The following is an 11,745-nucleotide window of genomic DNA, read 5'->3' as shown; positions in this document are numbered from 1 at the left end:
AACCTGTCTCACGCACCGCCAGCGGGACCGAGCGGTGGGTGAGGCATGTTCCGAGGGCTCAGAACCTGCCTCACGCACCGCCCGCGGCGGCAGCGGCGGCTCAGGCGCCGGCAGTCGAGGGCGTGTAGTCGGGGTCCGCCGACGGGGCGTCGGGATTGCTCACCGATCCCGCTTGCGCGACGTCGGACCAGTTCTCCAGCTCCGCCATGACCTCGGCGTGCTTGTCGACGCAGACCACGACGAGGTCGCCGCGGTTGGCCCGGCTCATGGCGTGGCGCACCGCCTCGATCTCCTCCAGCACCAGCTCGGCCTGCTTGCAGCGGGCCCCCTCGGCCATCGCGGCACGCACGCCGTCCATCACGAGCTCCGCCGTTGCACCGCGCTCACGGCCGCGCAGCGCCACGTCCTCGCGCACGATGCACACGTCGAAGTGCTGCGCGGCGATCCGGCCGAGCTCGCGCATGTCCTCGTCGCGGCGGTCGCCGGCGGTGGCGATGATGCCGATGCGCGACGGCCGGGCGAGGTCGTGCGAGGACTCGAGCGACTCCCCGACCCGGTCGACGAAGTCGCCGAGCATCCGCATGCCCGGTGCGTTGTGGCAGTAGTCGACGATGACGTTGACTCCGTTGACGTCGACCTCGTTGAGGCGCCCGGGGGAGAGGTAGTAGTTCGTCGAGAACGTGCGCAGGCCCTGCCGGATGTCGTGCAGCGGCGCGCCGGCCGCGAACGCCGCGGCTGCCGCGGCCAGCGCGTTCTGGACGTTCATGCGGGCCCGGCCGTTGAAGGTCGCCGGCAGCAGGTGGGTCCACGCCAGCTGCATCGCGCGGCGGCCGTGCAGGACGACCATCATCTCGCCGCGGTCGCTGGGGTCCAGGACGATCGCCTTGCCGCCGCGGCGGCAGTGGGCGTCGATCATCTCGCGCGCCTCGCTGCCAGGCTCGGCCATCGAGAACCACACGACCTGCCCGGAGCACTTGCGCCGCATCTCCCGCACGAGCGGGTCGTCGGCGTTGAGGACGGCGTGGCCGTCGCGCGGCACCGCCTCGACGATCACCGCCTTCACGTCGGCGAGCTGCTCCACGGTGTCGATGCCGCGCAGGCCGAGGTGGTCGGGCTGCACGTTGAGCACGACGGCGACGTCGTTGCGCTCGTAGCCGAGGCCCTCGCGCAGGATCCCGCCGCGGGCCACCTCGAAGACGGCGAAGTCCACGCGCGGGTTCTGCAGGACCATCCGGGCCGAGCGGGGCCCCGACGCGTCGGCGCGGATGAGCAGCCGCTCGTCGATCACGACGCCGTCCGTGGAGGTCATGCCGACCTTGCGGCCCATGCCCTTGAAGATGTGGCTGATCATCCGGCTCGTCGTGGTCTTGCCGTTGGTGCCGGTGACCGCGACGATCGGGATCCGCGACGTCGCGCCCGGCGGGAAGAGCATGTCGACCACCGGCTTGGCGATGAACTGCGGCTCCCCGATGGTGGGGTGCGTGTGCATCCGGAAGCCGGGGGCGGCGTTGACCTCGCAGATGGCGCCGCCGGTCTCGCGCACCGGCTGGGTGATGTCGGGGCAGATGAAGTCGATGCCGGCGATGTCGAGGCCGACCATCTGCGCCGCCTCCTCCGCGATCTCGACGTTCTCGGGGTGGGCCTCGAACGTGCGGTCGATGGAGATGCCGCCGGTGGACATGTTGCCGGTGAGCGCGAGCTTGACCATCTCGCCCTCGGCCGGCACCGAGTCGAGCGTGTGGCCCTGGTCGGCGAGCACCTCCACGGCCGCCTCGTCGACCTTGATGCGGGTCAGGACCTTCTCGTGGCCGACCCCGCGACGCGGGTCGGCGTTGGTGAGGTCCACGAGCTCCTGCACGGTCGACGTGCCGTCGCCGGTCACCGACGCGGGGACGCGCTCGGCGATGGCGACCATCCGGCCGTCGATGATCAGGCACCGGTAGTCCTTGCCCGTCACGAAGGACTCGACGATGACGTTGCCGCGGCGAGACTGCCCGTGCGCGACCGGGAAGGCAGCGCGTACGTCGGCCTCGTCCTGCAGGTCGAGGCACACGCCGCGACCGTGGTTGCCGTCGAGCGGCTTGAGCACGACCGGGTAGCCGATGCGGCGGGCGGCGGCCACCGCGCCCTCCTCCGTGCGGACCGACTCCTGCTTGGGCACCGGCAGACCGGCCGCGCCGAGCAGCGTGGTGGTGAGGTCCTTGTCGGAGGCGATGTCGACGGCGATCGAGGACGTCTCCGACGTCATCGTCGCCCGGATCCGCCTGGCGTGGACGCCCTGGCCGAGCTGGACGAGGGAGTACTGGTTGAGGCGGATCCAGGGGATGTCGCGGGAGACGGCCTCGTCGACGATCGCCTGCGTCGAGGGGCCGAACGCGGTCCGCTCGGCCCGGCGGATGAAGTCGTCGCGCTCGGTCTCCCAGTCGAAGTCGGGGTCGCCCTCCACGAGGTGGTTGACCAGGCGCACGGCGAGACGGCCGGCGGTCAGGCCGACGTTCTCCTCGATGTAGCCGTAGACGATGTTGTAGCGCCCCGGGACGCCCGCGACCTGACGGGTCTTGCCGCGGCGGATGTCGTGGCCGACCAGCTGCTGCAGCGCCAGCGCGACGTGCTCGGCGACGTGGCCGAGCCACGTCCCCTCGTGGAGCCGCTCCAGGAAGCCGCCGCGGCGCCCCCGCGAGCAGGAGTGCTCCCGCAGGCCGGGCAGCATCGCGACGAGGGCGTCGGTGAAGCCAGGGAGGGTGCTGGTGGGGAACTGCTCGAGCGACCCGAGGTCGACCACGAGGTGGATCGACTTGTCGTAGGACCACACGTTGGGACCGCGGTAGACCCGCGTCTCGACGATCTCCAGGTCCGGCGTGGGGCGCTCGCTCATGCAGGATCTCCTTCGGTGGGCTCGATGGGCTCGATGGGCTCGGTGGGCTCGGTGGGCCGGGTGGCCACGGACGCGGTCCGCGGGCGCCGCATCCGGAGGCGACGCCGGATGGCGGCCGGCGCGGCGTCGGCGGCGGCGATGTCGCGCGCCAGCTGGCGCAGGTCGCGGCTGGCCTCGGCGAGCTCCTCGGCGTCCTCCGGGTCCACGACCGCGTCCTGCGGCACGAGCGAGCGTGTCGAGAGGTTGAACACCGTCCCCTCGGGCAGCGTGTGGAAGACGATGCCGCTGGCCAGCAGCGGCGCGGACCGCTTCGCCTCGTGGGCGTTGGAGACCATGCGGGAGCCGTCGAAGACGGTGACGGCCCCTCGGCCCAGCACCCGCATCACCCTCTCGCCGTCGACGTCCTCCACGAGACCGCAGGTGTCCTCGTCGACGCCGATGCCGAGCAGCTGCGGGCTCTGCGCGACGATCATCAGCAGCCGGCCGTAGCGGTTGCGCTGGTCGAAGTGCTGGTCGATGACGGCAGCGTCGACCAGCCCGAGCCCCGCCGCCACCTGGGTCATCCGTTGCTTCGGCGTCGACCCGCCGACGCCGAAGGCGACCATGTGCGAGGACTGGATGCTCGCCCCCGCGGACGTGCCGGCGACCACCGCGCCGCGCTCGTGGGCGCGCAGGATCGCCTCACCGACGGGCGTGCCGCACACGATCGACGACAGCTTCAGCTGGTTGCCACCGGTCATGAACACCCCGGTGGCCTCGTCGAGGACCTCCACCAGGGACGCGTCGTGGGCCTCCTCGCGCGACTCGGGGCGTACGGCGTCGACGCGGGCCGCCCCGAACTTGCTGAACAGCGCGTCGTAGACCTCGACGACCTCGCGACCCAGCGAGGACGCGGTGGGGACCACGGCGATGCGGGCGTCCGGACCCCCGCTGAGGGCCACGAAGTGCTCGAGGATGGTCGGCTTGCGGACCTTGTCCTCGGCGCCACCGATGATCATGAGTGGACCCTTGGGCATGACAGGCAGGCTAGCGGCTGCAAAGGTGCGGGGATGCAGGAGCCGTGAGCGGGGTAGGGGAGCGACGTGACGGGCGAGGACGTACGACGGCTGGTGCTGGTGCGCCATGCCACGGCCGCGGCCACGGCGCCCTCCGACCACGCCCGGACCCTGACGTCGCAGGGGCGCGCGGACGCCGCGGAGGCCGGACGCTGGCTGCACGACCGGGGCGTACGTCCCGACGCCGCGCTGGTCTCCGACGCGACGCGGGCCGTGCAGACGTGGGAGCAGGTCGCCGCCGGCGCCGGCTGGAGCTGTCCGGCCGCGCACTCCGCCGGACTCTACGCCGCCGGTGCCGACTCGGCGTTCGACCTGCTCCGCGACACCGACGCCGGGGTCGGGTGCCTCGTCGTGGTCGGCCACAACCCGACGATGGCGACGCTCGCCGAGCTGGTCGACGACGGCGAGGGCGACGCCGACGCGACGACCAGCATGCTGACCCGCGGCTTCCCGCCCGCCGCCCTGGCGGTGTTCTCGGTGGCCGTCCCGTGGAGCGGCCTCGGTCCGGGCACCGGTCGGCTCGAGGCCTTCCACGTCGGGGCCGGATGAGCGCTCGGCACGGGCCGGTCGAGGTGGCAGGGCTGCTGCGCGCGGCCGGGTGCGTGTGGGCCGAGGAGGAGGCAGCGCTGCTGACGGCCGCGGCCGGGTCGTCGGCGCAGCTCGACGACCTGGTGGCGCGCCGGGTCGCGGGTGAGCCCCTCGAGCTGGTGCTCGGCTGGGTGGAGTTCCTCGGGCGCCGGCTCGTGGTGGCGCCGGGGGTCTTCGTGCCGCGCCGCCGCACGGAGCTGCTCGCCCGCACGACCCTCGCCGAGGTGGCAGCACGGGCCGCACCCCGCGGCGGTGGGGCGCTCGTGGTGGTGGAGATGTGCAGCGGGGTCGCGCCGGTCGCAGCCTGCCTCGAGACCGACGTCGGCGCCGGCGACGGGGCCGGCACGGAGGTGCACGCCGCCGACCTGAGCCGCGCCGCTCTCGCGTGCGCCCGACGGAACGCGCCCGAGGCGGCGCTGCACCTGGGCGACCTCTACGACGCCCTGCCGCGCGACCTGGCGGGGCGCATCGACGTCGTCGCGGCCAACGCGCCCTACGTGCCGAGCGACGCCGTCGCCCGGATGCCCCCGGAGGCCCGCGACCACGAGCCGCGCGAGGCGCTGGACGGCGGTCCCGACGGCGTCGACGTGCACCGGCGGCTGGCTGCGGGCGCACCCGCGTGGCTCGCGCCGGATGGGGTGCTCCTCATCGAGACCAGTCCTGCCCAGGCCGCCCTGACGACCGCTGCCATGGAGCGCGCGGGCCTGGCCGCCCACGTCGTCGTGGACGAGGAGATCGGCGGCTGCGTCGCGGTCGGGGTCAGCCCAGGAGGGGCGGAGCGGGGGTGACGATGCCGACCGCGGCGTCGGCGTCCTCGATCTGCTCCCGCGAGATGCCGAGGAGGTAGAGGATCGCGTCGAGGTAGGGGACGTTGACGGACGTGTCGGCGGCGTCGCGGACCATGGGCTTGGCGTTGTAGGCGATGCCCAGCCCTGCGGCGTTGAGCATGTCCAGGTCGTTCGCGCCGTCACCGATGGCGATCACCGCGTCGAGCGGGACGCCGACCTCGCGGGCGAACTCGCGCAGCGCCTCCGCCTTGCCGGCGCGGTCGACGACGTCGCCCACGATGCGCCCCGTCAGGCGGCCGTCGACGATCTCGAGCTCGTTGGCCCGGGCGAAGTGGATGCCGAGATCGGCAGCGAGGCGGTCGGTGACCTGGGTGAAGCCCCCCGAGACGATCGCGAAGCGGTAGCCGAGGCGACGCAGGGTGCGCACCATGGTGCGCGCTCCGGGGGCCAGCACGATGGAGTCATACACCTCGTCGAGCGCCGAGGCGGGCACCCCCTCGAGGAGCGCGACCCGCTCGCGTAGCGACTCCTCGAAGTCCAGCTCGCCCCGCATCGCCGCCTCGGTGACCCGCGCGACCTCGGCCTCCTGCCCGGCGTGCGCGGCCAGCATCTCGATCACCTCGCCCTGGACGAGCGTGGAGTCGACGTCCATGACGATGAGCCGGATGCCACGCCGGTGCAGCGAGTCACGTTGCACCGCGAGGTCGATGCCCTGCTTGACGGCCTCGACGGCGAGCAGCGGGCGCAGCGTGTCTGCCGGGGCGCCCGAGACGTGGAGCTCGATGGCCGTGACGGGGTAGCGCGCCATCCGCTCGATCCTGTCGATGTTGGCACCGGAGTCGGCGATGCGCCCGGCGACGGCGGCCATCGCGGACGCCTTCAGCGGGCTGCCGATGATCGTGATGTGCGACCGGTCGCCGGGGCGGCTGCGGTTGTCGCCCGCGCCGCGGTCGACCTCGACGCTCATCTCGAGCTCCGCGGCGGTGCGCTCGACGACGTCGCGCAGCTTCTTCCAGTCGCGCGGCGCGGTGACCAGGATGCCGAGCACGAGCCGGCGCCGGAGCACGATCTGCTCGATGTCGAGGACCTCGACGCCCGCGCCGGCGAGCGCGGCGAAGATCGTCGAGGTGACGCCCGGGCGGTCCTTGCCCGTGAGCGTGACGAGGAGGGTCTTCGGCTCGTCTTCCATGGTGCGACGAAGGCTAGCCTCGCGGCCCGGCAGCCCGCTGCGGGGTCCGCGCCTCGGGCGGTCCGTCAGTGCTCGGGCCACACCTCGGCCGAGCACGCCGCGACGACCGCCCCACGCGCCGCCCGCCCGAGCGGCTGCAGCAGGCCGCGACGCCGCTCGATCTCGTAGGACGACAGCGCACCGCCGTCGTCGGCGAGGGCCAGGTCGACGATCGCCCAGGCCTGCAGCCCGCGGGCGGCGAGCTCCAGGCACCGGGGCGGCGTGCCGAGCGGCGCGTCGAGCTCCGGGCGGTGGTGGAGGTTCATCAACGCGTCAGCGGCCTCGGGACGCCACCGGGCGACGTCGAGGTCGGCGAGGTCGCCGGCCGTGGAGAGCAGCGTCTGCCGCAGGGACCGGTCGGCCTCCCCGACGTCCGGCAGCTGGCGGCGGGCCGCCGCGAACACCCGCCACTGGACCGTCTCGCCCTGCTCCTCCGGCACCAGGCCGAGGTCCCCGACCACCACGGCCTGGCCCGCCTCGAGGGCCGCGGCGTTGAAGTCGCGCGGCCCGCCGAGCCCGAGCAGGTCGCCGTCGACCGGCAGGGCCACACCGGCGTGCGTCGCCCCCGTCGCGCGCGAGCGCGCCAGCAGGTCGAGCGCCGAGCCGCCGGCGAGCAGGTGGGTGTCGTCGGCGAGGACGTCGAGCACGTGGTCGGTCTGCTCGTGGCCGCGCAGCCATGCGGTCAGCCACCACGCGAGCCGGGCCGCGTGCGGCAGGGTCGCGGCCGGGGACGCGGGAGAGGGCGACATCGCCGGCGAGGCTACCCGTCGTCCCGCCACCGCCGTGTCAGGACCGGCGCCACGGACGCGGCTGGATAGGGTGAGCGACGTGGTCGCCGTCATCGAGCTCGCCGGGGTCACGGTCCGCCGTGGCACGACGCTCCTGCTCGACGACGTCAGCTGGCTGGTCGAGGAGGACGAGCGCTGGGTGGTCCTCGGGCCCAACGGCGCCGGCAAGACGACGCTGCTGCAGGTCGCGGCCGCCCAGCTGCACCCGACGTCCGGGGTCGCCGGCATCCTCGACGAGGTGCTCGGCACCACCGACGTGTTCGAGCTGCGTCCGCGCATCGGGCTGACCAGTGCCGCGCTCGCCGACAGGATCCCGCGCAGCGAGCTCGTCCGCGACGTCGTCGTCTCGGCGTCCTACGGTGTCGTGGGCCGTTGGCGCGAGCAGTACGCCGACCTCGACCACGACCGCGCCGCCGGCCTGCTGGCCGAGGTGGGCGCGGCCCACCTGCTGGACAGGACGTTCGGCACCCTCAGCGAGGGCGAGCGCAAGCGGGTGCAGATCGCGCGTGCCCTGATGACCGACCCCGAGCTGCTGCTGCTCGACGAGCCGGCCGCGGGCCTCGACCTCGGCGGCCGGGAGGACCTCGTGGCGACGTTGTCGCGGCTGGCCCTCGACCCGGACTCACCCGCCACGGTCCTGGTCTCCCACCACGTCGAGGAGATCCCGCCCGGCTTCACCCACGCGCTGCTGCTGCGCGAGGGCCGGGTCGTCGACGCCGGTCCCGTGGAGGACGTCGTCACGGCCGAGACGCTGTCGGAGACCTTCGGCATGCCGCTGCTGCTGAGCCGTGCCGACGACCGCTTCGCCGCGCGCCGACGACCCGGCGACCGGGTCACGGGGCCCTGACGCCTGCGGGCAGTGGATCGGGCACTGGATAGGGTCGTGTCATGGACTGGATCCGTGACCACCTCTGGGAGACCTGGCTGGCTCTCTCGATCGCGCTGGGCGTGGCCGAGATGTTCAGCCTGGACCTGATCCTGGCGATGCTCGCAGCCGGCGCCGTGATCGGCATGGTCACCGCCCTCCTGGGCCTCCCGATCTTCGTGCAGGTCCTCGCGGCGCTCGGCGCGTCGGTCGCCATGCTGGCCCTCGTGCGACCCGCGTTCGTCAAGCGGCTGCACTCCGGCCCCGAGCTGGCCCTCGGGCACGGCAAGCTCGTCGGGACCCGCGGGATGGTGACCGAGGAGATCACCGGCCTCGCGCCGGGTCGCATCAAGGCGGCCGGCGAGATCTGGACGGCCCTGCCCTACGACGAGAACCTCCGGATCGCCCCGGGCGAGACCGTCGAGATCCTGGAGATCAGGGGCGCCACGGCCTACGTCCACCCGGTGGCGACGCTGGAGCCCTGACCGGACCTCCGGCCAGCCACGAGGGTCGACCCCAGGGGTCACGCCCGACCCACGCGACAACCCACTGCCCACGCAACCACCAGCACACACAGCCCACACGAGATCGGGGGAGACCAGTGCCGACCGCATTGCTCGTCCTGTTCCTGCTCGTCATCCTGTTCGTCGTCGTCATGCTCGCCAAGACGGTCCGGATCGTGCCCCAGGCACGAGCGGCGATCGTCGAGCGCTTCGGCAAGTACAAGGGGACGCTGCCGGCGGGACTCAACATCGTCGTGCCGTTCATCGACAAGGTGCGTTACCTCATCGACCTGCGCGAGCAGGTCGTGAGCTTCCCGCCGCAGCCGGTGATCACCGAGGACAACCTGGTGGTGTCGATCGACACCGTCATCTACTTCCAGGTCACCGACCCGGTGGCGGCGACCTACGAGATCGCCAACTACATCCAGGCCGTCGAGCAGCTCACCATGACCACCCTGCGCAACATCGTCGGTGGCATGGACCTCGAGCAGACGCTGACCTCCCGCGAGGAGATCAACAACGGCCTGCGCGGGGTGCTCGACGAGGCGACCGGCAAGTGGGGCATCCGCGTCAACCGCGTCGAGATCAAGGGCATCGACCCGCCGCCGTCGATCAAGGACGCGATGGAGAAGCAGATGCGCGCCGACCGCGACAAGCGCGCCCTGATCCTCAGCGCCGAGGGCCAGCGACAGTCCGCGATCCTCACCGCCGAGGGCAACAAGCAGTCCGCGATCCTCAACGCGGAGGGCGAGCGCGAGTCGCAGATCCTCCGTGCGCAGGCCGACCGCGAGGCCGCGATCCTGCGGGCCCAGGGTGAGGGACAGGCCATCCAGACGGTCTTCCAGGCCATCCACGACGGCCAGCCCGACCAGTCGCTGCTGGCCTACCAGTACCTCCAGATGATGCCGAAGATCGCCGAGGGCGACGCCAACAAGGTGTGGGTGATCCCCTCGGAGATCACCAAGGCGCTCGAGGGCCTGGGCTCCTCCATCCACGAGGTCGCGGGCATCCCCCGTGACGCCACGCCGCGCACGCGCGTGGACATGGGCCCCTCGGAGCCGCAGCTGCCGAGGTCGTCGGACGACCCGGAGACCCGGGCCACGAGCGAGGCCGTGCAGGCGGCCATCGCCGAGGCGGCCAACGCCGCCAACCCGGGCCGCACGGCGCGCTCCATCGACCCCGCGGCGACCGCGACCGAGACCGACGGGCTCCAGGGTCCGAGCGGTCCGGCAGGCGAGCCCACCGACCCGGGGGCGTCCGCCGGCCAGTGAGTCCGACCGAAGCCGTGCTGGTCGCCCTCGCGGGGGTCGCGGCCGGCACCATCAACACCGTGGTGGGGTCGGGAACGTTGATCACGTTCCCGACCCTGCTGGCGTTCGGCGTGCCGCCGGTGACCGCCAACGTCAGCAACACCGTCGGGCTCGTGCCCGGCAGCCTGTCCGGGGTCGTCGGCTACCGCCGCGAGCTCGCCGGCCAACGCGCCCGGATCGTGCGGCTGGGCTCGGCGTCCCTGCTCGGCGGGATCGCCGGCGCGCTGCTCCTGCTGTGGCTGCCGTCGTCCGCCTTCGACGCGATCGTCCCCGTGCTGATCGCCCTCGGCGTGCTGCTCGTCCTGCTCGGGCCGCGGATCCAGCGCTCCGTCGCCGCCCGCGCCGAGTCACGCGGCGGCATCCCCGACCACGGGGTGTGGTGGGTCTGGCCGGCCGTCGCGGCCACCGGCGTCTACGGCGGGTACTTCGGCGCGGCCCAGGGCGTCCTGCTGATGGCCGTCCTCGGCATCGGCGTCGCCGACACCATGCAGCGCCACACCGCCACCAAGAACGTGCTGGCCCTGCTCGTCAACGCCGTGGCCGCGGCCGTGTTCATCGGGGTCGCCGACATCGACTGGGCGGTGGCCGGCCTGATCGCCCTCGGCTCGGTGGTCGGAGGTCAGCTCGGCGCCGGCGTCGGCCGCCGGCTCCCGCCGGTGCTGCTACGCGCCGTGATCGCCGTGGTCGGGATCGTGGCCCTCGCCGTCCTCCTCGTCTGAGCCCGCGCGGTCCGCGTCGGGCCGCACCCAGGCGTCCAGCCACGTCGCCAACGCGTCGTACGCCCGGGCGCGCACGTGGGGCCGGGAGAGCACCACGTCGTGGATCGCGTCCTCGATCGCGACCGAGGTGACGTGCCGCCCGACCGACGACGCCCAGTGCCGGATCTGCTGCACGTCCAGCACGATGTCGTGCGTCGCCGCGGTCTCCACGGTCTGCTGGCCGAAGTGCGACCGCGCCGAGGACAGCACGAGCGTCGGGCAGGCGATGTCGAGCCCTGCGTGCAGCATGGCGTGGCCGCGCCGCACGGCGCGCAGCCACCCGACGTGGACCGGCCGCGACTCGAGCGGCTTCCAGGTGAGGTCGTAGTCCCACTCGCCGCCGTGGTCGCGGTGCAGGGAGCGGCCGTAGACCCCGCTGATCCGCCGGGGGATCTGCTGCCTGGGCCGGCTCGTGCCGATCCGCTCGATCGCGACGCGGGCCGCGGGGCTGCGCAGCCACGCGGCGCCCTGCATGTCGAACCACGGCGAGTTCAGCACGAGCGCGGCGAGCTCGTCGGGTCGCCGCTCGTGCGCCCACAGCGGCACGGTCAGGCCGCCGGTGGAGTGGCCGGACGCGATGACGCGCCGGTGACCGTCGCGCGTGGTGATCCGCCACCAGGCGAGGTCGATCTCGGCGAAGTACTCGGCGAGGTCGGCGACGTAGTGGGGAGTCTGGTGCTCGCGGAGGGAGCGGCCGTACTTGCGCAGGTCGAGGGCGTAGAAGGTGTAGCCGCGCGCGGCCCACCACTGGGCGTACTCGGTGTGGAAGAAGTAGTCGGCGAACCCGTGCACGTGCAGCACGGCACGACCGGTCGGACGGGCCGGCTCGAGCTTCACGAGGGTGGCGACGACCGGCCCCTCGTCGTCGGGCGGGAGCGAGATGGTCTCCACCCGGTAGTCAGGCCCGAGGATGTCTGCCTGCAGCGGGACCAGGGGCATGGGCGGGAGCCTATCCAGCCGCCGCGACTTTGCCGGTTCGGCCTCGGC

At 73.2% G+C, this 11,745-nt stretch carries 11 protein-coding genes; 6 read left to right on the top strand and 5 right to left on the bottom strand.

The window, feature by feature from the left end; genetic code table 11:
* Window positions 1–100: 100 nt before the first annotated feature.
* On the bottom strand, window positions 101–2,875 hold the full coding sequence (cphA, locus tag J3P38_RS00385; RefSeq protein ID WP_210502328.1) for a cyanophycin synthetase: 2,775 nt from the start codon (window positions 2,873–2,875) through the stop codon (window positions 101–103).
* Window positions 2,872–3,891 carry a cyanophycinase gene (locus J3P38_RS00380; RefSeq protein WP_210502327.1) on the bottom strand — a complete coding sequence of 340 codons (1,020 nt, stop codon included), beginning with the start codon at window positions 3,889–3,891 and terminating at the stop codon, window positions 2,872–2,874. The genes cphA and J3P38_RS00380 overlap by 4 nt, the downstream gene beginning before the upstream one ends.
* Before the next feature lie 66 nt (window positions 3,892–3,957).
* On the opposite strand from J3P38_RS00380, the gene J3P38_RS00375 reads away from it, so the two are divergent.
* Both J3P38_RS00375 and J3P38_RS00370 read left to right on the top strand, forming a co-directional pair.
* Entirely contained in the window at window positions 3,958–4,479 is a 522-nt protein-coding gene (locus J3P38_RS00375; RefSeq protein ID WP_210502326.1) for a SixA phosphatase family protein, read from the top strand.
* The gene (locus tag J3P38_RS00370) at window positions 4,476–5,306 is read left to right on the top strand and encodes a putative protein N(5)-glutamine methyltransferase (protein ID WP_210502325.1); all 831 of its coding nucleotides are present in this window, start codon (window positions 4,476–4,478) and stop codon (window positions 5,304–5,306) included. Before J3P38_RS00375 ends, J3P38_RS00370 begins: the two co-directional genes overlap by 4 nt.
* Here the strand turns inward: J3P38_RS00370 and serB are convergent.
* Together serB and J3P38_RS00360 are read right to left on the bottom strand one after the other, a co-directional pair.
* Window positions 5,278–6,495: a phosphoserine phosphatase SerB gene (gene serB, locus J3P38_RS00365; protein ID WP_210502324.1), complete on the bottom strand. Its 1,218-nt coding sequence runs from the start codon at window positions 6,493–6,495 to the stop codon at window positions 5,278–5,280. The genes J3P38_RS00370 and serB overlap by 29 nt on opposite strands.
* A 65-nt stretch (window positions 6,496–6,560) precedes the next feature.
* Window positions 6,561–7,283: a hypothetical protein gene (locus J3P38_RS00360; protein ID WP_210502323.1), complete on the bottom strand. Its 723-nt coding sequence runs from the start codon at window positions 7,281–7,283 to the stop codon at window positions 6,561–6,563.
* Window positions 7,284–7,362: 79 nt separating this feature from the next.
* Between J3P38_RS00360 and J3P38_RS00355 the strand changes: the two genes are divergently transcribed.
* The 4 genes from J3P38_RS00355 (at window position 7,363) to J3P38_RS00340 (ending at window position 10,719) form a co-directional block, all read left to right on the top strand.
* On the top strand, window positions 7,363–8,169 hold the full coding sequence (locus tag J3P38_RS00355) for an ABC transporter ATP-binding protein (RefSeq protein WP_210437561.1): 807 nt from the start codon (window positions 7,363–7,365) through the stop codon (window positions 8,167–8,169).
* 41 nt (window positions 8,170–8,210) lie between these two features.
* Window positions 8,211–8,672 (top strand): NfeD family protein, encoded by a 462-nt coding sequence (locus J3P38_RS00350; protein WP_210502322.1) that lies wholly within the window; start codon window positions 8,211–8,213, stop codon window positions 8,670–8,672.
* Window positions 8,673–8,842: 170 nt separating this feature from the next.
* Window positions 8,843–9,961, top strand: coding sequence for an SPFH domain-containing protein (locus J3P38_RS00345; protein WP_246855668.1), 1,119 nt, complete (start codon window positions 8,843–8,845; stop codon window positions 9,959–9,961).
* Window positions 9,958–10,719 (top strand): sulfite exporter TauE/SafE family protein, encoded by a 762-nt coding sequence (locus tag J3P38_RS00340; RefSeq protein ID WP_210502320.1) that lies wholly within the window; start codon window positions 9,958–9,960, stop codon window positions 10,717–10,719. The genes J3P38_RS00345 and J3P38_RS00340 overlap by 4 nt, the downstream gene beginning before the upstream one ends.
* Here J3P38_RS00340 and J3P38_RS00335 read toward each other — a convergent pair.
* Complete coding sequence (locus J3P38_RS00335; RefSeq protein ID WP_246855597.1) at window positions 10,663–11,697, bottom strand: alpha/beta hydrolase; 1,035 nt, start codon at window positions 11,695–11,697, stop codon at window positions 10,663–10,665. The genes J3P38_RS00340 and J3P38_RS00335 overlap by 57 nt on opposite strands.
* Window positions 11,698–11,745 lie beyond the last annotated feature (48 nt).

It is taken from the genome of Nocardioides xinjiangensis (genome assembly GCF_017916455.1).
Lineage (GTDB): Bacteria > Actinomycetota > Actinomycetes > Propionibacteriales > Nocardioidaceae > Nocardioides > Nocardioides xinjiangensis.
Note: the sequence above shows the minus strand (reverse complement) of the source record. Positions and strands in the feature narration are given on the sequence as shown.

Coding starts and splice junctions, on each gene's coding strand:
- J3P38_RS00370 (WP_210502325.1), top strand. CDS start 4,476: ATGAGCGCTCGGCACGGGCCGGTCGAGGTGGCAGGGCTGCTGCGCGCG.
- cphA (WP_210502328.1), bottom strand. CDS start 2,875: ATGAGCGAGCGCCCCACGCCGGACCTGGAGATCGTCGAGACGCGGGTC.
- J3P38_RS00345 (WP_246855668.1), top strand. CDS start 8,843: ATGCTCGCCAAGACGGTCCGGATCGTGCCCCAGGCACGAGCGGCGATC.
- J3P38_RS00335 (WP_246855597.1), bottom strand. CDS start 11,697: ATGCCCCTGGTCCCGCTGCAGGCAGACATCCTCGGGCCTGACTACCGG.
- serB (WP_210502324.1), bottom strand. CDS start 6,495: ATGGAAGACGAGCCGAAGACCCTCCTCGTCACGCTCACGGGCAAGGAC.
- J3P38_RS00350 (WP_210502322.1), top strand. CDS start 8,211: ATGGACTGGATCCGTGACCACCTCTGGGAGACCTGGCTGGCTCTCTCG.
- J3P38_RS00380 (WP_210502327.1), bottom strand. CDS start 3,891: ATGCCCAAGGGTCCACTCATGATCATCGGTGGCGCCGAGGACAAGGTC.
- J3P38_RS00360 (WP_210502323.1), bottom strand. CDS start 7,283: ATGTCGCCCTCTCCCGCGTCCCCGGCCGCGACCCTGCCGCACGCGGCC.